Source organism: Pseudoalteromonas sp. HM-SA03, from assembly GCF_002289345.1.
In the GTDB taxonomy this organism is placed as follows: Bacteria; Pseudomonadota; Gammaproteobacteria; order Enterobacterales; family Alteromonadaceae; genus Pseudoalteromonas.
The window spans coordinates 1-23,691 of record NZ_NSDG01000016.1; the positions used below are offsets into that span (position 1 = coordinate 1).

The window sequence follows — 23,691 nt, forward strand, 5'->3', positions numbered from 1 at the left end:
AGCCGCTGCTACGGCATTTAGGTACGCTTCCGCCCTTAGGTTGCAGCTCCTAAATGCTGGTTTTAGTTTGCATAAAAGATCGCGAGGTGAACTCGCTCCTACCACGTTAACCCACGGTGTTTATGTCTTCGCGGCTAAAACCATGTCTGAACCATTCTGTCGCGGCGTAAAGCCGCTGCTACGGCATTTAGGTACGCTTCCGTCCTTAGGTTGCAGCTCCTAAATGCTGGTTTTAGTTTGCGTAAAAGATCGCGAGGTGAACTCGCTCCTACCACGTTGGCCCACGGTGTTTATGTCTTCGCGGCTAAAACCATGTCTGAACCATTCTGTCGCGGCGTAAAGCCGCTGCTACGGCATTTAGGTACGCTTCCGTCCTTAGGTTGCAGCTCCTAAATGCTGGTTTTAGTTTGCGTAAAAGATCGCGAGGTGAACTCGCTCCTACCACGTTGGCCCACGGTGATTGCGTTTTCTCGGCGTAAAGCCACATCTGAACCATTCTGTCGCGGCGTAAAGCCGCTGCTACGGCATTTAGGTACGCTTCCGTCCTTAGGTTGCAGCTCCTAAATGCTGGTTTTAGTTTGCGTAAAAGATCGCGAGGTGAACTCGCTCCTACCACGTTGGCCCACGGTGATTGCGTTTTCTCGGCGTAAAGCCACATCTGAACCATTCTGTCGCGGCGTAAAGCCGCTGCTACGGCATTTAGGTACGCTTCCGCCCTTAGGTTGCAGCTCCTAAATGCTGGTTTTAGTTTGCGTAAAAGCTCGCGAGGTGAACTCGCTCCTACCACGTTGGCCTAAGGTGTTTATGTCTTCGCGGCTAAAACCATGTCTGAACCATTCTGTCGCGGCGTAAAGCCGCTGCTACGGCATTTAGGTACGCTTCCGCCCTTAGGTTGCAGATCTTAAATGCTGGTTTTAGTTTGCGTAAAAGATCGCGAGGTGAACTCGCTCCTACCACGTTAACCCACGGTGTTTATGTCTTCGCGGCGTAAAGCCGCTGCTACGGCATTTAGGTACGCTTCCGCCCTTAGGTTGCAGATCTTAAATGCTGGTTTTAGTTTGCATAAAAGATCGCGAGGTGAACTCGCTCCTACCACATTGGCCTAAGGTGTTTATGTCTTCGCGGCTAACACCATGTCTGAACCATTCTGTCGCGGCGTAAAGCCGCTGCTACGGCATTTAGGTACGCTTCCGCCCTTAGGTTGCAGATCTTAAATGCTGGTTTTAGTTTGCGTAAAAGATCGCGAGGTGAACTCGCTCCTACCATGTTGACCCACGGTGATTGCATTTTCTCGGCGTAAAACCACGTCTGAACCATTCTGTCGCGGCGTAAAGCCGCTGCTACGGCATTTAGGCACGCTTCCGCCCTTAGGTTGCAGCTCCTAAATGCTGGTTTTAGTTTGCGTAAAAACTCGCGAGGTGAACTCGCTCCTACCACGTTGACCCACGGTGTTTATGTCTTCGCGGCGTAAAGCCACATCTGAACCATTCTGTCGCGGCATAAAGTCGCTGCTACGAAATGGTTTGACCTTTTAAATTACGGCTACAGAATTGCAAATATTCCGCTATGAAAGTGTAATCTTTTTAGTAACAAGCAGGCTGAGGTTTACAGTCAAACCAGAGTACACCCTTTTTATAACAATTAAATAAGAATAAAGGATGAAGTTTTCATTGTACCTTTTTTATTGTACAGTTATCAACAACGATTTGCGCATAATGGTTAAGCAGCTTAATTAATAAAATGCTACGAAGCTCTCCATCTGGTTGTTGATATATGGCGTGAATATCTTTGTAACAGCCGCCTGTCAACTGAACCAAGTCGCCTTCTTGCAGGTCGAGCTCATCCGCTATTTCATTTTTATTCATTAGTTGAGCGACGAGTTCATCTGGCACCATTTGCAGATCAGTACCATAGCGAATAAAGTCAGAAACACCGCGAGTGTTTTTTACCGCAGAAAAATGAGAAGAATGTGGATCTAGCTTAACAAATAAATATCGTGGAAAAAGCGGTTGCTCCACCGCTTTTGAGCAGGAGGTTTTTCTTTTTATGAACGTTGGGAAGCAAGACTCTATCCCTTGATTTTGAAGATTTGACTGTGCTCTGTGTTCTTGTTTTGGTTTACAGTAGAGCAAATACCAGCATTCCATGCGTTGCGTTCCCTAAAAAATAAGCCTAACTAATTTAGGCCTACTATTATACGTATATTCTCAATTAGGTCTAGCCTAGTCACTACCAAAAAGGTCTCTCGTGTAGACTTTTTCGGTAACGTCTTGTAACTCTTCGACCATACGATTAGAAACGATTACATCACAACTACATTTAAATACATCTAGGTTATTTTCTACTCTAGAATTAAAGAAAGTTTCCTCTTTCAGTACTGGCTCATAAACCACTACCTCGACTCCTTTAGCTTTTATTCTTTTCATCACACCTTGAATAGAAGAAGCTCTAAAGTTGTCCGACTCTGCTTTCATTATTAAACGATAGATCCCCACTACCTTAGGTTTTTTTTGCAAAATAGACTCGGCAATAAAGTCCTTTCTTGTTGTGTTTGCATCAACAATTGCTTGAATTATATTATTAGGTACGTTTTTGTAGTTGGCTAACAATTGCTTCGTGTCTTTTGGCAAGCAATAGCCACCATAGCCAAATGATGGATTGTTGTAATGACTACCAATCCGAGGGTCTAAACACACCCCCTCAATTATCTGCCTAGCGTTTAAGCCATGAGATTCAGCATAGCTGTCTAGCTCATTAAAGTAGGCTACGCGCATCGCCAAATAAGTATTCGAGAATAATTTGATCGCTTCGGCTTCAGTTGACCCACTAAAAAGCACATCAATATCCGTTTTTAATGCCCCCTGTTGAAAAAGGTTAGCTAAAACTTGTGCATGTTCTGATTTAGCACCAACTATTATCCGTGATGGATATAAATTATCGTGTAGCGCTTTCCCTTCTCTTAAAAATTCAGGAGAAAATATAATACTCTCATAGTTAAACTGCTCCCTAGCTTTACGAGTGAAGCCCACTGGTACTGTTGACTTTATGACGATCTTCGCCTGAGAATTGATAGACAGCAATTCACCTATTACATCTTCTACACTAGTTGTATTAAAAAAGTTTGTCTTAGGATCATAATCAGTTGGTGTAGCGATTATAACAAGTTCGGCGTTACCAAAAGCACTCTTTGCACATGTCGTGGCTACTAATTCGAGCTTTTTCGAACACAGATACTCTGAAATCTCAGGATCATGGAAAGGCGAAATTTTATCATTCACCAAGCGCACTTTGGACTCGTTAATATCTAGCAATGTAACTTGATTATGCTGCGCGAGAAGAATTGCGTTGGAAAGCCCAACATAACCTGCACCAACAACTGTTATCTTCATAGTTTTAGCCTCTTTTCAACTCTCAGCTTACTATAAGTAAAGAAGATGACAGTTAAGTGGACGCATTTAGCTCTCTAGCTGACTTTGCACTCGAAGAACCATAATATTTCAACCGCTCCGGATACAACGCGGTCATAACAATAATCAGTCCAACAATAGCATACACACTATTCATCGAGCTGACTGATGCTCCATTTAAAAATAAAATACTAATACAGGCAAGCCTTGCTCGCGGTGAAACATCGCTCAATTTGAGTAACTGATTCACTGCCAAAAAGATAAATAATAATCCTAAAAAGCCATGGTCAAATATTGCTCTAGTGAGATAAGTGTGCAATATAACTGAGTAACACACTCCTGGCTTACCCGCACTGAATAGTGATTGGTAATACTGAAGCCTTGTGCACACAGTTTCGGGCATGGCTGTAAGTGTTTGCGAACCAATCAAATATTCTTGCCATCCCCAACCTGAGATCGCTTTCAAAAAGCCTTGAAAGAAAACCACCCTATCGATTGCTTCAATATCACCGCCCGACAGACGACTAATAAAGGTTGCTGCGACACCGGCTGCGATTATAGCTACAACAAGCAACTTAATCATGGTCTTCCAACCAAAATCTTTAATATAGAAAATAGTGAACATTGCGAGAAAGCAGATCACACCAGAACGAGAACCTGAAAGAAAAGTAACCACTCCTAATGCCATCCAGTCAAACAATGACAAGGAGCGATTAAAGCCCCATATTGCACACCCTAATAGTAGTACAAACATGATTTCATAGTTGTTTTCGGTAAAAATACCTGGGCGACCTTCTTGCCCAAGGCCAATCCAAATGACGTACTTAATGAAGAACAGTACCAGAAGGATGTGCCAAAAGCGCCGCAGTAGCTTTTCCTCAAATAACACTTTAGAGGAAAAAAATGACAATAAAGCGAGGTAAAAAAAAGTTTTATAGGCAATAAAGTAATCAACAGGATGAATACCACGAACCTTGGCTAAGGCTAACGTAATAATCAAATAAAGCAGGCTGCAGCTGAACACTAGCCATGCGCTTGGGCACATGCGCTTAGCAACAAACAAAAAAGTGCATAAAACCAGCAATTCGAAAATAGCATTAGTTGGCAACACATGGTATTTACCAATAATACCAATACTCATGATTGCTAATGTTAGAAAGAAAAACAAAAACTGCTTTCTAACCATGCTTATCTCCGATGCTTTAAAGCCATATAACTACGAGCGATCCAGCTCTTTGGCATTATTAGTAAGAAAAAAGCAGCTACGCGATACCTATCCCATTGTAATAAAGGGTGGGTTAGCAGAAGCTTCAATGCTTTCATGCGATTACCAATGAGTAAATTACTTTTTACACTGCTCATCACGGTAAGATGTTGTAGGTATCTAACACTTCCAATAAGCTCAGCTGGCACAATATCATCATCCAGCAAACGCTGAAATTCAAAAATATGTGGAGATGGCTGCTCAAAGTCCGACGGCGACTGCCCAACACTAGAAGCCGTTAAATCATACATCACAGACACTGACTTATCGTAAGCAATTGGCCACTGACAAGCAACGCTACCCCATACGGCCTGATCTTCACCGAGGCTTAACCCCTCTTTAAACCCGCCTACTTTTAGCAAGCTATCTTTTGCAATGCAAACAGATGACGAGGTTATCGGTAAATCAGCATTACAACACGCTAAAAAATAATCTTGCAGCAACCCTCTATTTTCTAGCAAATGTTGGTTTTTGGCCGCTCGCTTCCCCTCCACTGTATTGAACTCATAGCCAGTACAAAAAATACGTGCATCGGGAAAGGTTTGATAAAGAGATTGGATATTAGACAAAAAGTCATCATGCCAAACATCATCAGCATCCAAGAATGCGACAAACTCAGCGTTAGCAGCATGAACACCAACATTTCTTGCAGCAGAAACGCCTTTGTTAGCCTGCTGTAATAATCTCACCTTACTACTGTTTATTTTTTCAACTACACTCGCTCCAGCATCAGTGGACCCATCATCTACGACAATGATCTCACTCGCGGGATGTTTTTGAGATAGTACAGAATGAACAGCTCGTTCAATATATTCGGCTTTATTAAAAAGCGGAATAACTACAGAAATATTCATTCTTTTAAGCACTCACAAGCAAAATTATTCGGCACTGTCGGCGCATAAATATCCATGCATAGGCAGACTCAATACTGACTTAGCCAGCTTTTCAGCAACCGGAAAATCACCTTCCTTATGACCTAAATGCTCAAATGCACTTTGCTGATGCATACAGGTGCCATAGTAAATCATGGTCGGAATACCTTGTTCTTTATATGATTGCATTACCTGTTCACGATTATCTACTTGGATAGTGTATTGCGCCCATGAACTCAAATATCCCTCAGGCACAAAAGGCGTGACAAACTGCGACTGTAAATCATTGGTGTAATTCTTGGCGGCACGGTTACGATTTTCCAACTCGGTAGGAAAAGCAGCAAGCTTCTCCAATAAAATAGCTGCTTGAATTGTATCTAATCGGCTATTCATACCGATGCGAACATTATCGTACTTGTCTTTACCTTTACCATGAACTCGTAGCGACTGTAATAATGCAGCATATTCATCATTATCGGTAAATAACGCTCCACCATCACCATAGCATCCTAATGGTTTAGCTGGGAAAAAGCTGGTTGTAGCTATGTCGGCAAAAGAGCCTGCACGTTTGCCATCAATCTCACCACCAAACCCTTGCGCTGCGTCTTCAATAATCTTTAGTTGATATTTATCCGCAATTTTTTTAATCGCTGGATAATCAGCAGGTAAGCCGAATAAATCCACAGCCATAATCACTTTAGGTGTCAATTCTCCAGCGTCAATAACCTGCTTAATCCGGTTTTCAAGATCGATTGGACAAATGTTGAATGTTTTTTCGTCAGAATCGACAAATACGGGAGTCGCTCCCGCAAAAGCGATAGTCTCAGCGGAAGCAAAAAATGTAAATGTTGGACAAAAGACGGCATCTCCGGCTTTCACATCTAATGTCATCAGAGCTAAAGACAGCGCGTCAGTACCGTTGGCACAAGTAATTGTATGTTTTACGCCTACATAATCAGACAATGCGGCTTCAAGCTCTTGTACTTCTGGCCCCATAATGTACTGACCATGCTCTAATACCGCTGTGATCCGTGTATCTATTTTTGTTTTTAAATGCTGATACTGTGCAGCTAAGTCGATAAATTGCATTACATCATTCCATTAAAATTGATGACTAAGTTGGTTTCCGTTTAGTACGTACTGCTCGCCAGTATGCGGACACACACAACGGCCTTCGCCTTCAAGGGGCAAGTCTAGTTGCTCGCCATATTTACTGATCCAACCGATTTGCTTCGCAGGTACTCCGACCATGAGCGCAAAAGGAGGAACGTCTTTATTAACCACAGCGCCGGCACCAATCAATGCATACGAGCCGATGGTAACCCCACACACGATAGTGCAATTTGCACCAAGCGTTGCGCCTTGCTGGACGCGAGTATCTCGGTATTCACTTTTGCGCTCTATAAACGATCTCGGATTATAGACGTTAGTGAATACCATGCTCGGACCACAAAATACATCATCTTCTAGATAAACGTTGTCATACACCGACACGTTGTTCTGGATTTTAACGTTATTACCAATCTCTACTTTATTACCGACAAAAACATTTTGCCCAAGCGAACAGCCGGCACCAATTTTGGCTCCGCCACAAACATGTGCAAAATGCCAAACTCGAGAACCCTCTCCTATCTGAGCGCCGTCATCCACAATCGCGCTATCATGTTTTTGGTAGGCCATTAGAGCTTGCCTTGTAAAAACGGATGAACATCCGCTTGTGATTCGATATGCACTTTACCTTGGCGGATTGCATTTACGGTTTCGATACAGTGACGTGCGTCTTCTAAGCCATAGCCTCTGCCAGCTAAAATTTCTTGATAAGAAACAGTATGAAGATCGGTAAAGCCGCCCGAAAACTCTAATTCTTCACCATCACAAGTGATTGAGCGATAAGTCGGTTGCTTACCTTTAACGATTTCTGGTAGATCTTCAGCATCAATAGACAAAAACCATTTTACTCTGGCATTTTCATACTCTAAATAACCAGCCGCTTTGTCATTGTTCATGAAATGCAATTCGTTGCGCTGTAAGTCACCAAAAATAAAATGCAGCATGTCAAAAAAGTGAACACCGATATTCGTCGCCACGCCAAAAGATTTTCTAGGATCGCCTTTCCAGCTTTGCATGTACCACTTACCACGAGAAGTAATGTATGTTAACTCTACTTCGTGCTTGTCGGTATTGGACGAACTTGCGACTTTATCTTTTAGATCTAAAATAGCTTGGTGATGTCTTAGCTGTAAGATATTGAATACTTTCTTGCCGGTTTCTTGCTCAACCTGAATAAGATCATCAAGTTCAGCGAGCGTCGGTACTAAAGGTTTTTCACATATCACATCACAGCCCAAACGCAGACCAGCAGTAATGTGCGAGTGGTGTAGATAGTTAGGTGAGCAAACAGAAACATAGTCAAGCTTCGTCGCTTCATTGCGCTTCAGCTGATACGCATGGTCATAGAAGCACTCAAACTCTGTGAAAAACTCACTTTGCGGTGAAATACTATCGATGATACCCACAGAATCATTGATGTCATAGGCAACCGACAACAGATTACCAGTTTCTTTAATGGCTTTCATATGACGAGGTGCGATATAGCCCGCCGCACCAATTAATGCAAAATTCTTCATCTTTTCCATTGCTCTGTTATAGCCTTATATCTGCATCTTGTGGGTTTAATACATGTTTAACATCGTATAAAACATGGTCTTCTTTACCGAATGCTCTGATCTTTTCCACGCCCCACTCCTTAAACTCAGAGTGATCAACCGCGAGGATAATACCATCGTATTGACCGTACTGTATCTGATTGACAAGTTGTATACCGTATTCTTGTTCTACTTCTTCTGTATTCGCCCATCCATCGTATACATCAACTGACATATTGAAATCTTGAAGTTCGCGCACTACGTCAATAATTTTAGTGTTTCTCACGTCAGGGCAGTCGCCTTTAAAGGTAAACCCAAGTACGAGTACCTTAGCTTCATCTATATGAATTTTACGGCTTGAAAGCTTCTTAACTAGCTGTGTCGCAACGTATTCGCCCATACCATCATTGATGCGACGTCCGGCAAGTATGACCTCTGGACGATAACCAACTTCTTCCGCTTTAAAGGTCAGATAATAAGGGTCAACACTGATACAGTGACCGCCGACAAGTCCTGGCTTAAATTTCAAAAAGTTCCATTTTGTGCCTGCAGCATTTAGTACTTCTTCTGTATCAATATTCAAGCGATTGAATATTTTCGCAAACTCGTTAATCACAGCTATGTTTAAGTCACGCTGGGTGTTCTCTATCACTTTCGCAGCTTCTGCAACCTTAATTGAAGATGCTTTATGCGTACCAACGGTGATAATTGAGCGGTACATCTCGTCGATAAAGTCAGCAACCTCAGGAGTCGAACCAGAAGTGATCTTAGTAATTTTTGTTAAAGTATTAACTTTGTCACCCGGATTGATTCTCTCCGGTGAATATCCAGCAAAGAAGTCTTGATTAAACTTAAGACCTGAGTCCTTCTCAATGATAGGAATACAGACTTCTTCTGTTGCACCTGGGTATACTGTGCTTTCGAAAATTACGATGTCGTTACTGCTGACATGACGAGCCACCAATTCCGACGCCTTACGAAGTGGGTTAAGATCCGGCGCATGTGTATCATCAATCGGCGTAGGAACAGTAACGATAAAAATGTTACATGCGGTTAAGTCATTTTCGTCACAAGAGTAAGAAAGCTTAGCCGCTTCAGTTAGCTGTGTCTCATTCACTTCTAACGTTGCATCAAACCCGTCACGTAATTGCTCAATTCGACGTTTATTGATGTCAAATCCAACAACGTCAAAATATTTACCAAATTCAGCTGCTAACGGCAGACCTACATATCCAAGGCCAATAATGCCTATTTTTTTTGTTGGTGAAGGAGAAAACATACTTTTCCTATTTCTCGCGAGGGTTGGCTTCTTCGATTGACTGAGTGCGTTTATTTTTCATTTGTGCGCGCAGATAGCTAACAACAAACTTAGGGTATTCTCTTACAAGCCTTTGACGAACATGCTTGTGCAATACCGCTCTTTGCAACCAACGTAATCCAAGTTTTTTTACTAAAGGGTGATAATAGTCAGCTTTAATTGCTGACTGCTCAATAAATCCGCCACAAGTGAACAGTAACGCTGGAGTATCTAAAGCTTTTTTTAATTCAACAATAAATTCGTCTTGCTTTGGAGTCCCCATACCACAAACAATAATTTCTGGCTGCTGCTGATTAAGATCAGCGATGACTTGTGACTTAAGTGCCGCATCATTTATATAACCATGATGCTTAAAAACAACATTGAGATCAGGAAACATGCTGACGTAATTTTTGACGGCGACATCAACTAAGGTCGGTTTTGCGCCAATAAAGGCTATGCGTTTTCCTGTTTGATTGGCGAAGCGTAAAACATCGACTGCTATCGAAGAAAAATCGAAGCTTAATCGCTGAATTTTATTTTGGTTAAAAGTGTTATGTAATTTTGTATGCAACGAACCATCAGAAAAAATAACGTCCAGTCCCGATAATAGACGAGCATTTTTACTCAATAGTGAGTATGAAAATGGATTTACAAAAGTCACAGCGATACTACGCGGCAACCCTTTTGTACTCTCATCTAGTAATTTATCAAATACTGTTTTAGAGGACAGTTTGTTATCTAACACTTTTGAATGAATCAAATTACGCCTACACTATCTGTTAATTTAACTTATCTAAAATACGCTTGAGCTTACTCTCCATGCTCAGGTTTTCTTCCGCATACTTTCTTAACTCACCTGGTGACATTAGTGTTTTAGTCGGTAACTCACAAATCAGCGCCGTAATGTCATTCGTGCTATCACTATTACTTACCATCAAGCGAATATCAGAGTTCGCTGGGAAATCAGGATCATTGGCAGCACCAATGACACTTAACCCTCTTGCTACATACTCTCTGGCTTTCAACACTGAAGCTTCATCAAGCCCTATGCGATACAAACCAAGGCTCGCAATGCCTATATGCGCATTGTTAAACTGTGCATCTAACCTAGCGCCCGATAAAAATCCCGTAAACTCAACTTGCGAATCAATTTTTAATGATTTTGCCAGTTTCTTCAAAGGTTCAAACGCTTCCCCTTCGCCTACAATAGTCAAACTGACTTTCGGCGCATCAGGTTTATTTGCTAACTCTGCGATTGCTTTCAACAATCTATCATATCCATGCCAATCTGCGAGTTGCGCTACCGCAATTAAATTCAAAGTATCACCAGCTTGCCAGGATGACAGTGCTACAGGCAAATCTTCAGGTATATTAATACCGTTGCCTATTTTAAGCGTTTTATGCTTAACGCCGAATAAATACCATGCAGATTCTTGCGCATATTGCACTATTAGATTTGCAGGCATTAGCACCCAACTGGCAGAAAGTAATGAGATACTCTGTTTAAACATTCTTACAAGCGTTCTTGGCTCTGATGTTTTAAGCTCTACCAGCACCGACTTTCGTGGTGTTGGCACATCGATTACTATTTTTGTTCCTCTTAGTCGCGCGAGCAAAAAAGGAAAAAACAAAAATGGAAACAATAAGCTAGAAAAACGAACAAATAATACTTCTGTATTGGTGCTCAACAGGGCTTTGATAAATCCCCACGCTCCCGACATCGTTGGCGCAAGCAAAGTAGATTTGGCATTCAAGCCTAACTTTTGCGCAGAAGCAACTGTACTGTCTATTTTCTTCGCGACACCGGGCGTCTTCTCAGTATCTACAAAAGCGATATATTCAAACTGATGTTTCATTGGGCGCTTTCAAACTCCAGAAGAGCAGCCAATATCGCCTTCGCGGCTTCACCGTTACCATATAAGCTCTTTGCTTGAGCAAAGTTCGTTGCTTTTGCAGCGTCAACCGCATTTAAAATTGCCAGTTTATCAGCGCCAACTAGTTGATTCACGCCTGTATTAACCAGTTCAACCCATTCAGTTTGATCCCGCATTGTAATACATGGCTTTGAGAAAAAATACGCTTCTTTTTGAAGGCCACCACTATCCGTTAGTACTATCTCGCAATGCTCTAATAGCCATACCATTTCAAAATAACTTACCGGCGGGNAACTTAATCTCAAGACCCAAGCGTTCAGCTAATTTTTGTGTTCTAGGGTGAATTGGGCAAATGACAGGTTGAGTTTCCGATAACTCATTTAGCGCTGTAATGATGCTTTTGAGACGATTTTCATCGTCGGTGTTTTCTGCTCGGTGGATTGTACACAGATAGAAACTTTCATATTCTGGGATAGCAGGTCGCTTTGCACTTTGTGTATAGAAACTAGCAGCATCAAGCATCACATCACCGACATTGCGTACCTGACAGCTTTTGTCTTTAAAGCCTTCTCGTACTAAGTTTTGCACAGCGGTATCTGTAGGACAAAATAGAATTTTGCTGATTTGGTCGGTTAGGATGCGATTAATCTCTTCAGGCATTCTCATATTAAAACTACGTAGCCCAGCTTCAACGTGAGCAACCGGAATATGAAGCTTTGCTGCAGCTAATGCACCAGCTAGTGTCGAGTTGGTATCACCATAGACCAAAACCCAGTCAGGCTTTTCTTCTAACAATACCTTCTCAATCTCTTCCAACTGACGGCCAGTCATTTGTCCATGGGTGCCACCACCAATTCCAAGGCTGTAATCTGGCTTGGGAATTTGCATCTCTTCAAAAAAGATATCACTCATATTGGCGTCGTAATGTTGCCCCGTATGAACTATCACTTCTTGCACTGCTTTTTGGCTGGTTTGATTGTGCTCTCTGACTGCGCGACTAAATGTAGCGGCTTTGACAAATTGCGGCCTTGCCCCAATTACTGTTACAACTTTCATAAATATGTAGCCAAATTAGTTGAGAATATTCCTCGTAGGAGACCTATTTCATAAGACCTTCTACTCTTCCTACAAAACCGCGTTTTACACAGCCTATGAACCGACGGATTTTACCTTATTACTAAGCAATGATACAACCGATAGGCTGTTAATTGTCTACAAAAGTCACAATCTGCTTAGGAAGCTGAGCGAATATAACATGTATAAGAAATAAAACTGTTAAAGAATGCAATCAACAATACTTTCTGCTAATTCTCTTTATTTCCCCAGCGAGATTGCAAGAACAGCAAGGAATAGATCCCAATTATAGTGTAACCAAACTTGGCATATTCATCTTTTTGCTCATCAGAAAGCAGCGCCCCAAATGCCAAAAAGTGATTATCAAAGTCATTTCTAAGTTTTTTACCATAGATAAACTGTTTGAGCTGTGTCGGCATCTCTTGATAAAGTCTGTGCGCTAACTTACGAGCAAAGCTGAAATCCGCCGCGTTTTTATCCGCGATTTCACTTTGGGCGCCAACTACGGATTTGAATCTGTCAGCAACATAGGCGTTATACCAAAGGCGTTTTTTCCTATATTGCAGAGGCATTTCACACCAAAACTCAACAAATTCCTTGTCCCATAAGGGCAACCACCATTGCATACCAAAAAACTCGTACACACGAACCGAATTGATAATGTATTTTGCTTGTCTTTCTCGCCAGTCCCAAAGTTCATATTGATTGGCGAACGCTTCAGCATTAAGAACATCGCCATCCGATAACTGCTCCTGCAGGCTTAGCTTTATCCGATTAAATGTCTGCGTTTCAATAAGTTTCCTTGGCACATTCTTATAGTGATCCGTGAGCAATTGTGAGGTTAAGTCAGATTTTGAGAACCGCTGTTGTTCAAAAACAATGTCTGGGATATGAGAGCCTGCGACAAAATCACCACTGTGGCCGGGCACAAAAACGGCATCGCTTGAAATTAACTGTTTATCTTTTAGTTCTCTAACGGCCAGCCAATCCTGTATATGTGGTAAAGACACACCATTTGAGGCCATTTCTCGAAACTCATCGGCTTCGCCACTAAACCAAGCATTGCGCCATTTATCTTCGTTATACTCAACAAAGTACCATTGAAAGCCCAGCCCAGTGGCAATTTGCTTGCTCAGCGCTGCCTCTTTATTTCCTGTTAAGCCATAGGAAAAGCAGATGACATTTTGATAGCCAAGTTGTTTTATCGTTGAAGCAATAAGTCGAGAATCAAACCCACCAGAAAGCGGCAGCACAATTTGGCGTCCAGCAGCAAATTCTATAAGCCGTTTGAATACAGCCCTCACAGCAATGTCTAACTGTTCAACATATAGCGACTCAGCCTGCACCTCAGGCTCATAATGTTGGAATAGGAAATAGTTTGATTTGCTAACTTTCCCAGTGCGCTTACAAATGATGACTTCTTGGCCCGCCTCAACTTGCTTTATTTGCTTAGATAGTGTTCTATCTGCACACACATAGCCAGTTAATGCAAACTCAGCCTTACCCTGCTCACACTCTTCATTTTGCTGCAATTCCGAATGCAGCCAAGCATAATCAGAGGAGAACAATATTTTGTCATTTATTACTGCATAAAATAATGGAATCGAGCGAACTCTATCAACTATAAGCCTCACAAACTCGTCGTCATGGCTGAGCAATGCAAAAAAGCCAGATAATGAAGAGAGGGAGTGTCGTTCGAAAAGCTCACGACCAAGCTCACAACAATCGAACTCTTTTTGCTCTAAAAAGGGACTTCCGAGTACATCGAACGCTTTTACATGGTTTGTTATTACGCTATACATCATTTGACTTCCGATACACTCTGTAAGTGCTCACTAAGTTGACTGGCAATCTGAAAAGTAGAGAAACGCTGCTTAGTTTGCTTTGCAATAGTTTGGCTACAGTATTGTGCTCGGTTATCCCTCATATACTGCATCGCATTTGCAAGTAATTCGATATTATTTGGTTCAACCAAAATACCATTTTCTTTATTTACAAAGTCCACAGCCCCACCAGTATTCGTGGCAATAACCGGTAAGCCTGCACTCATGGCTTCGATATATACTACCCCAAAGGCCTCGTATTGACTTGGGAGAACAAAAACATCTGCTTGCTGAAGCGCACGCACGACCTCACTCGCCGTCAAGTTACCCGTAAAGCTGACTCGATTCTCTAGGTTCAACTCGACAGCTAACTCCTTGACCCGGTTTAAATACCAACCATCACCGACTATCGTTAATGAGACATTTTTATCTTTAGATGCTACGCTTGCGAAGGCTTGGAGCAAAGTTTCATGACCTTTTAGAGGCGTAACATGCGCAACACAGATAAACTGACAAGCTTGGTGTACTGTTGAACGCTTCATTGTAAAACGATCTACATCTACCATGTTGGCAAGGACTTCAAGCTTCACCTCAGGACACACTTTCTGTAGGTAAGGCATGAGCTTAGATGAGACGCATAGGACTTTACTAGCCCCTTGCAGCGCTTTTTTAACCTGCATCAGTGACATTTCCTTTTTTTCACTCTCATTTACGTACTGATTATTAATAAATCGCCCTCGATGTTCTGTGACCACATAATTAACCGGACACATTTTTGCGATTTTGCTCGCTGCATATCCGGCCCATATTAAACTATGTGCGTGGATCACATCTGGCTGGTACCGCATCGCCTTTCTGTAACGTTTAAATACTCGCTTAGACTTAAACGCGAATAGTTCAGCATATAATGCATAGAACTTTGGAATACCAGGTAATGGTGCCCGTGCGACTGTCAACGGACCCTCTTGCGATAACGTGTAACGACCGGAAAACAACCAACACCAAGCACTCAACCATCGCAGTAGCTCTCTTGGTGAAATACGCTCTACGCTTTGCACTATGACATCATGTCCCTGTTCAGCTAGCGCTTCTGCCTGTTGCTGAATAAACTCCCCTTTGTAAGGTGGGTACCAAGAAGGTAAAACGAGCACTTTCAAATCTTTTTCCTTATCATCAGTAATGTTAATGGCAACACGACAAACATCGCACTGAGAAATCCAATAAAATCACTTTGCTCGGCAAGTAAACGAGTAATCACAAGACTTGGCAAACATAAAACAGTAAACGCTTTTAAATGCGGCATAATCAAGTCTACTATCGAAATGTTGAGCTGAGAAAAAACCAATAAGATGAAGGCACTCACTACAAGTGCATTGATAATTGAAAAGTACATAATTGCATCTTTAAAAGCCATGGAAGATAACAGCACTACGCTGCCTAGACGAACGATACAAGAACCAAAATCGAAATAAGCCGCTAGCTTTTGCTTTTCCATTGCAACTAAAACGGTACTAATTGGAGACGCAGTAAATACAAAGTAAATCCATATAGCAATAAACTGGGCAATCTCCCCCGCTTCAATCCACTTTTCCCCGAAAACCACTGCAAATATCTCAGGTAAAAAAGGCAAAGTTAAGGCCATGATAGGCATAGCAATCAGTATCAGTCGATTATGAATATCTAGGGTATTTTTTGCCAACGTTCCAGCAACTAAATAATGTTTGGCGTTTGACATAAAGACATTTCCGACCGCATTACCGATGAGCGTTACGGGTGCAAACAACATTCTATGTGCCAAAATGTAAAGCCCCACGAGTGCCGCTGAGTAGTAGCCAGAGAACAGTACTACGGGCAACATAGTGCTTGAGGTATTAGCCAATGAAGCCCAAAGCGTATACTTAGGAAAGTTTTTAAAGCGTTTAGCAACCGCTAGCAACCGTTTTGGGTTATAGCCGTTAAAGTGTAACGTATCTCGCTTCTGTAATAAAAACATCAAAGTCGATGCAACAAATCCGAAGGTATGCCCAAGCACTAAACCAAAAGCCGTCCACAACGAAAGTCCAATTTGCGCTATTGCTATAATCACAGACTGCGTCACTTTTGACACACTTAACACCCGAAAAGATTCTGTTTTAATCGCGTAAAAATGCAAAAGTTGATAACAACCACAAGCAAATAGCGCAACAGGGATAAGATAAAGCTCACTTTTATCTAGCGATAGATTGAGATGCTCTATCAACCATGAATCAAATGCATAGACAACAACTGCAACTACTGTGCAACTCAATATGATCAAGATAAAGCAGAGGTGCAGTAGCACCTTAGCAATTGAATGTTGTTTTATAAGAGGAAGTGCGAGCTCATACTTCAAGCTGACGAGTACTAAAAGTATAGTGATAATACTGACGAACACACCGAAGTTACCAAACTGCTGCGCACTATAGAGTCGTGTCAAAACAGGCGAGATCAGTAACAAAATGAGTTGCGCTGAAGCGGTGCCCGAAACAAGAGTTAGGATATTTTTTAAAAAGTTATTTGTGGCCAAGCGCGTATCTTTTAATTTGCAATATTAACACATCAACAGTCAAACCAGTCACTACGCGAAAAGTATTAACCTTGACTTCATCATCAAACTCCCATTCTAACACGAGCAATGCAACTCATCTACGCTACAAAATACTTCATCGTAAACCATAATATTAACGTTCAAGATATTGCTTGAATTTCGTTCAACCGGCTATCACACTAGAGGTGGTCATAACATTCAAGGAGAAGGTATTTATGAAAAGGTCAATAATCTTTACTATCATTGCTAGTGCTTTGTTAAGCGCCTGTGGGGGGAGTTCAGATAAGAATGACAATGATGTAAAAGGCGGTCAAGGAAGCTTTACTGTAGAAACATCAACAGCATTTACAACCCAAGAAGATTCTGCCTACACGCTCGCGGTTAACCCAAAGTCCGCCCCAAGTGGGAATGACATAATAACCGTTGAAGTCATAAAATCCCCCACTCTTGGCACGCTCACTAGCAGTGGCTTGAGCCTAAGTTATCAACCTGCACCAAACGAAAGTGGCACTGACAGCTTCACTTACAAATTTAAAAAAGGCGGGGTATTAAGTAACGAAGTTACCGTTGATATCACAGTCGAAGCGATTAACGACGCTCCCACTATTTCAGGAACCCCCTCGCCCGAAGCTATCAAACTGAACGAAAACTATTATTTCACACCAACTGTTGAAGACGTTGACGGTGAAACTAGCACACATCAATTCGAAATTACTAACAAACCTAGTTGGGCAGAATTTAATACAACAACCGGTGAACTTAGTGGAAACCCTGCTAACATTGAACAGCTTGGTAACTATCGGCAAATTGTTATATCTGTACTGGATGGCGAACATAGCGTATCGCTGCCCCCTTTCGACATAGAGGTTGTATCTCAACCATGGCAAGCTTTTTCAGAGATCCCAAACGATCTAGGTAGTCACTTGCAGTCTGCGACACTTGGAAAGGAAATCATCATTGCAAGTCATGCAGCATCACTTTCTTCCTCAATGAGCTGCGCAAATGCACCTTTAAGCGCACCTGAGCTCCACTCGCTTGCAACCACAAACACGGATTGGCAAGCGTTACCTTCTGCAAACGAGTCTCGCTACTATTATCAAGCTCAAGTATCAAACAATAAGTTGTTCCTCTTCGGTGGAACAGAGGCCTGCCCAAGCACCTCCTTTCCTAGGGAAACAATGGAGATCTTTGATTTTAGTACACAACAATGGACATCAATTGCAGCGCCCAAATTTGCCCCTTTTGAAAATAATGTTCTAGCGAGTTGTGCAAACCATGACACGATTGTTGCGTTCACCCAACAAGGTAACACCACGTATGCTTATCAGTTGGCCACCGCTGATACAACTTGGTCTCACAAACCGGTATCACTGCCAAATCTATCGATTACTGACTGCCAGTTTATCGGAAGCAAATTATTTATAACGGCTAACAATGCTCAAGCTCAACAAGCTCACTTAGTTCAGTATCAACTCACAAGCGCTCAGATACTCTTAAATGAGCAAGTACCAGCTGAGCTCTTCGGGAGCTACTATACGCTGACGCATAATGAGCAAAACATTCAGCTTCATAGCGCAGCACACGTTTTGAATTACGATACTCAAACTATGCAGTGGAGTAACCTATCAAGCAATCCAAGTGCTACGGAACAACAAGGCTCTGAAACTTACCACTTGCGTGACTTTAAAATGGAGTCAGTTGATAAGAAGCAGTACCAAATTGGAGGCGCGTTTACGACCCAAATGACAAGTCGAATATACCAATACAACCCCACAACAGAGTAATCTTACGCGTAGTATTGCTATTTTTGATTAAACCCTAAATAGCAATATTTGTTTCCTTTATTAGTGATTTAGCCAGTGCATTCCAGCTGTATTTTTGTCTAACAAAAGCCACGCCATTACGCGAAATTTGCGTTCGCTTTTCGACGTCTGCTAACGCACATGAAATAGTTTTTGCCAAATCACTAGCATCTAATGTATTTACATAAAAACATGCATCCTCACCAAGCATCTCAGAAGTTGCCGTTTTCACGGTTTTTCCAGGGCGAAACGCAATAACAGGTACTTCACAACTTAATGCTTCAAGAATAGTTTGTCCAAACGGTTCATAGGTTGATGTCATAAGAAATAGTGAGGCTACCTGATAAAATGGAGAAGTATCTGCTACAGCACCAACGAAAGTAACGCTATTCTCAATACCAAGTTTCACCACTAAGGATTTATAATAATCTTCCAGCTCTCCACCACCCACAAGCACTAAATGTGTATGTAAAAGTTCTTTCTGTGCTCGAATTGCATATTCAACTCCCTTTGCCGCAGCAAATCGCCCGACAACGAGTAATAAGTTTTTATCCAAGGGTAATCCCAGCTTGCCTTTCAAGGCGGTTTGAGCGTTTACATCAAGAGAAAGAAATTTATTTGTGTCTACTCCAGGGCTTACCATTGTCACCTTAGTGCAATCAAAACCAATTTGAGCTAACTGGTTTAGCATATTACTGCTAAACACAAAGTTTTTCTCAGCTACCCGTAAAGCAATTTTTTGAATCGCATGATGATAAAAAAGCGCTAACCATTGTTTGATTTGCCTCACCCCTTCCATCTTTTGCGTATTACTTGGCTGGTTTTGGAACTTAACAACACCGGGTAATAGATAGCTCACTCGGCTAAAGCCAGCTAATCGAGCATGGATAGTCGTAATGTGATAACGACTTATGACCAAAGCATCACCAAACTCAATTCTTGCAGACCTAAAGCAACGTCGCATGTTTTGCCAGCCCAAAAGGGATGTTTTCAACTTAGAGTGCTGCCGCCCATGAAAACAAACGTCATACCTCCAAATGGTTGCATATTCGGTGATTTCGCGAAGCGGTAATGCTTGTTTATTTACAGTATTAACGTTACTTACAATGATCACTACTCGAAAACCCATCGCATGATACGCTTTACTCAATTGCACTAAGGAATTTTCGACCCCTCCAATATTAGGAAGATAAGCATTGCTTGTGAGTATGATAGTGTTCCTACTCATTGAAGCGATAACCGAGTAATTCATAATCAACTTTATATAAACATTGAATTTTTTCGAGCTGCTGAATGGAAAGAGCCTCGGGTAATGTTGAAGCCCCTTTGTTTAACCAAGGTAACTCCATTGTCCACCCCTTTAAAATACATAGCTTACGCCAATCGTGATTCAAAGATTCATAGCGTAAAATGGTATCAACTTTACATTGATAATGAGAATCAAATATATAGTAGCTCTGTGGTTGAAATAAAGGTTGAAACAACACAAATTCAGGAGTCAATATCTTATCTACAAATTCTGTAAACGTGCTGGCATTACTTAGCACCTGCTGTTGCAATGCCCTATCCCCTTCACTTTGATTACCGCCCGCTATCACATAGTTATATGCAGAATATAACCTTGCTAAGGGCGCTCTAACGATAGCAAACTTATGGTAGCGCTCAAAAAGATATGGATTGGATTCATTATAGTCAAACCACTTAGCATGAAGCCGATAACCTCTATAGCCAAATGCCTTTAAGACACTAGTACCTGCATTTTTTGGAATGTGAATAAAAATGCACTGATTTCTTATCATATAAGATTTATACGGGTAGATAGGAAGTGGCAACCAGCGTTTAAGAAGCCTTGTTAGCTTTTTAATCATCGCAAATATCAAAGTATTCTGTAAAATTAGGTGATACTATACCAGAACAATCGCTTGGCTGTTTAGCAATACGACTCGAATTCCTACATGCATGTATTATTTTTACCTTCTTGGTATCACACCAGTCAAAAACCAACTTTAGGCTCTTTTTTCAAAGAGCAGGCACTTTCGTTAAAAGAACATGGATGTAATGTGGGCGTTATCTATCCTGAGCCGGTTTCAATAAAACATGCATTGACTTGTGCACCGCCTTCTCATTTAAGTGATGTACAAATCAATACCAAAAGAAGTCGATATTTTACTTTACCAATCCTGTACCGAATAAACTTAAGACAACGAATGGTGCAATATCAAAAACTATTTGATCAATATACTCGAGACTTCGGGTTACCTGATGTATTGCACGCCCATAGCTGCTTTTATGGACCAGGAGGAGCAGCAGGTCTTGCGGCACTACAAATAGCTCAACGGTGTCAGATACCCTTTGTAATTACAGAACATGCATCAGCAGCAAAATTATCGACAACGCCTAAATTCGAGACACAATTAATAGGTCAAGCCTATCGTGCGGCAAATCAACTAGTTTGCGTCTCGGAGAGCCTAGCTAGCATCTTACGGGACAGGTTTGAGTTAGATAGGACTATTGAGATCATTGGCAATGTGGTTGACTCAGAGTTATTCACCCCTAAAGAAAAAATACAGGATGATTTCACTTTTATTACTGTGGCACACCTAAGGCCAGTTAAACGAGTTGCTAGCATTATTAGCGCATTTTCATACATCACTGAAGAACACCCAAAAGCCAAACTATTAATAGTTGGAGACGGAGAAGATAAACAAAAACTCAAAACTCTGTGTGAGTCTTTAAGATTAAAACAAGTTAAATTTGTTGGTGATAGCTCAAGGGAAGCCGTCGCTAAACTGATGCAATCCAGCGACTGCTATGTTAATTGGTCCGAATATGAAACATTTTCTGTTGCTGTGCATGAAGCGCTATCTTGTGGACTGGAAGTCATTAGCGCTCCGTGTGAAGGGCCTGAATACGTTGTTAAGAAGCTAAATGGGAAAGTTGCTAAAGACTCCTCGATTGATACCCTCACCCAACTCATGTTTGAAGTACTGAAAAAAAAGTCGCATGGCTTAAATGAGCACAATCAAAGACATGCTTACATCGATAGCAACTTCAGTAGGGATGCAATCGCACAACAATTAATACGAGAGTATAACGCAATTGTTAAGTAATAATTTTCTAAGCCAAATAAGGCTTCCACTGTTGCTAAAACTACTTACAACGGCACTAGGCTTTCTAGTTAATTGGTACTTTGCTCAAAACTTATCAACAGATGATTTTGGCCTATTTGCCTTATTTCAACTACTCATTTTGTTTATTGTAGCAATAAGTAAATGTGGGCTGGATCAAGCCGCAGTTCGCTTCATTGCTTCACAGCAACATACTGATATTTTAAAGTTTTTACCGCGTGTATATGCCATTTTCTTTACCTGCATTTCTATCACGGTAGTGACCACTGGATTACTCTGTCACTTTTATAGTTTATTATCCATTTCAGGTATCTCTACCTTTCAATTTTGGACATTACTGCACATAGCCTCGTTTGCCACTGCAATCATCAATCTAAACGCATGCATTTTCAAAGGCTTATCAAAGCCCAGCTTATTTACCACATTCAGTGGGTTTGCTAGCTTATGTATACTGCTCTTTGGTGCTACAACCATGCATTTGAGCACTCTTGCTTTGGTATTATATCTTGTGACTGGCGCACTGTGCATTACAGCTATTACTAGCCTATTTATTGTAATTAAACTTCGCCCCCCTAGCACCACAACACCCCAACCACGCTATTCATTCTGGATAAGTGCAAAAGCGTTTTGGATTAGTGGTTTAGTTTATTTAGTGGTGCAACAAGGGAGCCAACTATACCTAAGTACACAAGTGTCTCTTTCGCAACTGGGCGTTTATGCCATAGTAACCAAGCTAGCAATGCTACCAAGTATTTTTCTGTTTGCCCTAAATAGTGTAACGGCCGCAAAGTTCGCAAAAAGCTACTCACAACACCGTTTAGATGAAGTAAAGCAACTGTTTTCACTCAGTCAATCCACATCTATTTTCGTCGCCGCAATTACGGTGTTACTGTTCTATTTTTATTCTGAATACTTATTAGGTATTTTTGGCGAGGATTATAAACAGGGTGAATTGTGGTTGCTGGTACTTATAGCTGGTCAAATTATTAACCTTATTACGGGACCTGCAATCACACTGTTAACGATGAGTGGCCAAGAAAAAACCTACCAAAATATTAGCATATTCACCGCTGCTATTACTGTTATACTGGCCATGCATCTCATTACTAATCATGGCCCGCTGGGCGCAGCCATTACAACAGCCATTGCAATGAGCACGCAAAACCTCCTCGGATATTACTTCGCAAGATACAAAGTACTTAGGAATCATTAATATGATATCTCACCAACATCGCTGCATTTTTGTTCACATACCAAAAGTTGCAGGTCAAAGTATTGAAAGTGCATTTCTTAATGAACTTTCCTTAACTTGGGAAGAAAGAGCGCCACTTTTACTCAAAAAAAACAGTAACCCCAAGAAAGGCCCACCTAGACTTGCTCATTTAACAGCCAGCGAATACGTGCAACTTGGCTACATAACTTCTGAGCAATTTAACGATTACTATAAGTTTAGTTTTGTGCGCAACCCTTGGAGTAGGTTGGTATCAGAATATACATACAAGCAACACCCATTTAGCTTTAAGCACTTTATACTGGATTACCTGCCTAGCTGCGACTCTGATGATTATCAAAACCATATAGGGAACTTAAGGCACTTAGTTCCACAACATTATTTTCTCTATGAAGGAAATAATTGTTTAGTAGATACTGTTGGTAAATTCGAAAGCTTAACGAATGATTTTGAAACTATCAGCCAACGCATTTTTGGACATGCTGTCGATTTGCCATACAGAAATAAAACCACAAAAAGACACCCACTGCTAGAAAAGTTAATTGGTAAGAAAGTAAAACCCCCTTATCAATCATACTTTGACAATGAAACAACTGAATTTGTTGCTGACTTTTACAAAAGGGATATTGAGTTGTTTAAGTACCAGTTTGAATAAATGCATATTTTATGCATCGCGATCACCAAATAACATTGATGCCAATCACG

22 protein-coding genes are annotated in these 23,691 nt (G+C 41.3%); 5 read left to right on the top strand and 17 right to left on the bottom strand.

Annotated features, from left to right (window positions below; translation table 11 throughout):
• The coding region (locus tag CKO50_RS24220; RefSeq protein WP_217989641.1) for a hypothetical protein at window positions 1-223 on the top strand (223 nt) is incomplete at its 5' end.
• A gap of 1,444 nt (window positions 224-1,667) precedes the next feature.
• On the opposite strand, the gene rfaH is transcribed toward CKO50_RS24220, so the two are convergent.
• The 15 genes from rfaH to CKO50_RS02845 form a co-directional block, all read right to left on the bottom strand.
• Window positions 1,668-2,147: a transcription/translation regulatory transformer protein RfaH gene (gene rfaH, locus CKO50_RS02780; protein ID WP_095726912.1), complete on the bottom strand. Its 480-nt coding sequence runs from the start codon at window positions 2,145-2,147 to the stop codon at window positions 1,668-1,670.
• Between the two features lie 75 nt (window positions 2,148-2,222).
• Entirely contained in the window at window positions 2,223-3,389 is a 1,167-nt protein-coding gene (locus CKO50_RS02785) for a nucleotide sugar dehydrogenase (RefSeq protein WP_095726913.1), read from the bottom strand.
• A gap of 52 nt (window positions 3,390-3,441) precedes the next feature.
• On the bottom strand, window positions 3,442-4,593 hold the full coding sequence (locus tag CKO50_RS02790; RefSeq protein WP_095726914.1) for a hypothetical protein: 1,152 nt from the start codon (window positions 4,591-4,593) through the stop codon (window positions 3,442-3,444).
• 2 nt (window positions 4,594-4,595) lie between these two features.
• Window positions 4,596-5,525 (bottom strand): glycosyltransferase family A protein, encoded by a 930-nt coding sequence (locus CKO50_RS02795; protein ID WP_095726915.1) that lies wholly within the window; start codon window positions 5,523-5,525, stop codon window positions 4,596-4,598.
• Between the two features lie 24 nt (window positions 5,526-5,549).
• Complete coding sequence (locus CKO50_RS02800; RefSeq protein ID WP_095726916.1) at window positions 5,550-6,632, bottom strand: DegT/DnrJ/EryC1/StrS aminotransferase family protein; 1,083 nt, start codon at window positions 6,630-6,632, stop codon at window positions 5,550-5,552.
• Between the two features lie 12 nt (window positions 6,633-6,644).
• Window positions 6,645-7,223 carry an acyltransferase gene (locus CKO50_RS02805; RefSeq protein ID WP_095726917.1) on the bottom strand — a complete coding sequence of 193 codons (579 nt, stop codon included), beginning with the start codon at window positions 7,221-7,223 and terminating at the stop codon, window positions 6,645-6,647.
• The gene (locus CKO50_RS02810; RefSeq protein WP_095726918.1) at window positions 7,223-8,170 is read right to left on the bottom strand and encodes a Gfo/Idh/MocA family protein; all 948 of its coding nucleotides are present in this window, start codon (window positions 8,168-8,170) and stop codon (window positions 7,223-7,225) included. Before CKO50_RS02810 ends, CKO50_RS02805 begins: the two co-directional genes overlap by 1 nt.
• Before the next feature lie 16 nt (window positions 8,171-8,186).
• Window positions 8,187-9,467 carry a Vi polysaccharide biosynthesis UDP-N-acetylglucosamine C-6 dehydrogenase TviB gene (gene tviB, locus CKO50_RS02815; protein WP_095726919.1) on the bottom strand — a complete coding sequence of 427 codons (1,281 nt, stop codon included), beginning with the start codon at window positions 9,465-9,467 and terminating at the stop codon, window positions 8,187-8,189.
• Between the two features lie 7 nt (window positions 9,468-9,474).
• Complete coding sequence (locus tag CKO50_RS02820; RefSeq protein WP_176474600.1) at window positions 9,475-10,233, bottom strand: WecB/TagA/CpsF family glycosyltransferase; 759 nt, start codon at window positions 10,231-10,233, stop codon at window positions 9,475-9,477.
• Window positions 10,234-10,267: 34 nt separating this feature from the next.
• Window positions 10,268-11,344 carry a glycosyltransferase gene (locus CKO50_RS02825; protein ID WP_095726921.1) on the bottom strand — a complete coding sequence of 359 codons (1,077 nt, stop codon included), beginning with the start codon at window positions 11,342-11,344 and terminating at the stop codon, window positions 10,268-10,270.
• On the bottom strand, window positions 11,341-11,631 hold the full coding sequence (locus CKO50_RS24390; protein ID WP_255229204.1) for a UDP-N-acetylglucosamine 2-epimerase: 291 nt from the start codon (window positions 11,629-11,631) through the stop codon (window positions 11,341-11,343). Before CKO50_RS24390 ends, CKO50_RS02825 begins: the two co-directional genes overlap by 4 nt.
• A 1-nt stretch (window position 11,632) precedes the next feature.
• On the bottom strand, window positions 11,633-12,418 hold the full coding sequence (gene wecB / locus CKO50_RS02830; RefSeq protein WP_255229206.1) for a non-hydrolyzing UDP-N-acetylglucosamine 2-epimerase: 786 nt from the start codon (window positions 12,416-12,418) through the stop codon (window positions 11,633-11,635).
• Window positions 12,419-12,666: 248 nt separating this feature from the next.
• Window positions 12,667-14,241 carry an asparagine synthetase B family protein gene (locus tag CKO50_RS02835; RefSeq protein WP_095726922.1) on the bottom strand — a complete coding sequence of 525 codons (1,575 nt, stop codon included), beginning with the start codon at window positions 14,239-14,241 and terminating at the stop codon, window positions 12,667-12,669.
• Window positions 14,238-15,410 (bottom strand): glycosyltransferase, encoded by a 1,173-nt coding sequence (locus CKO50_RS02840; RefSeq protein WP_255229236.1) that lies wholly within the window; start codon window positions 15,408-15,410, stop codon window positions 14,238-14,240. Before CKO50_RS02840 ends, CKO50_RS02835 begins: the two co-directional genes overlap by 4 nt.
• Window positions 15,411-15,412: 2 nt before the next feature.
• Window positions 15,413-16,804 carry a lipopolysaccharide biosynthesis protein gene (locus CKO50_RS02845; protein WP_095726924.1) on the bottom strand — a complete coding sequence of 464 codons (1,392 nt, stop codon included), beginning with the start codon at window positions 16,802-16,804 and terminating at the stop codon, window positions 15,413-15,415.
• Between the two features lie 236 nt (window positions 16,805-17,040).
• Between CKO50_RS02845 and CKO50_RS02850 the strand changes: the two genes are divergently transcribed.
• Window positions 17,041-18,609: an Ig-like domain-containing protein gene (locus CKO50_RS02850; protein ID WP_095726925.1), complete on the top strand. Its 1,569-nt coding sequence runs from the start codon at window positions 17,041-17,043 to the stop codon at window positions 18,607-18,609.
• A 34-nt stretch (window positions 18,610-18,643) separates the two neighbouring features.
• On the opposite strand, the gene CKO50_RS02855 is transcribed toward CKO50_RS02850, so the two are convergent.
• Entirely contained in the window at window positions 18,644-19,879 is a 1,236-nt protein-coding gene (locus CKO50_RS02855) for a glycosyltransferase family 4 protein (protein ID WP_095726926.1), read from the bottom strand.
• Window positions 19,848-20,495, bottom strand: coding sequence for a sulfotransferase family 2 domain-containing protein (locus CKO50_RS02860; RefSeq protein ID WP_095726927.1), 648 nt, complete (start codon window positions 20,493-20,495; stop codon window positions 19,848-19,850). Before CKO50_RS02860 ends, CKO50_RS02855 begins: the two co-directional genes overlap by 32 nt.
• 87 nt (window positions 20,496-20,582) lie before the next feature.
• Here CKO50_RS02860 and CKO50_RS02865 point away from each other — a divergent pair, with 87 nt between their 5' ends.
• From CKO50_RS02865 to CKO50_RS02875, 3 genes are read left to right on the top strand one after another with little or no spacing between them, the layout of a single operon-like run.
• On the top strand, window positions 20,583-21,737 hold the full coding sequence (locus CKO50_RS02865) for a glycosyltransferase (RefSeq protein ID WP_095726928.1): 1,155 nt from the start codon (window positions 20,583-20,585) through the stop codon (window positions 21,735-21,737).
• A 31-nt stretch (window positions 21,738-21,768) separates the two neighbouring features.
• Complete coding sequence (locus CKO50_RS02870) at window positions 21,769-22,968, top strand: oligosaccharide flippase family protein (RefSeq protein WP_176474602.1); 1,200 nt, start codon at window positions 21,769-21,771, stop codon at window positions 22,966-22,968.
• Between the two features lies 1 nt (window position 22,969).
• A complete protein-coding gene (locus CKO50_RS02875) occupies window positions 22,970-23,641 on the top strand; it encodes a sulfotransferase family 2 domain-containing protein (RefSeq protein WP_095726930.1) in 672 nt (223 codons plus the stop codon).
• Window positions 23,642-23,691 lie beyond the last annotated feature (50 nt).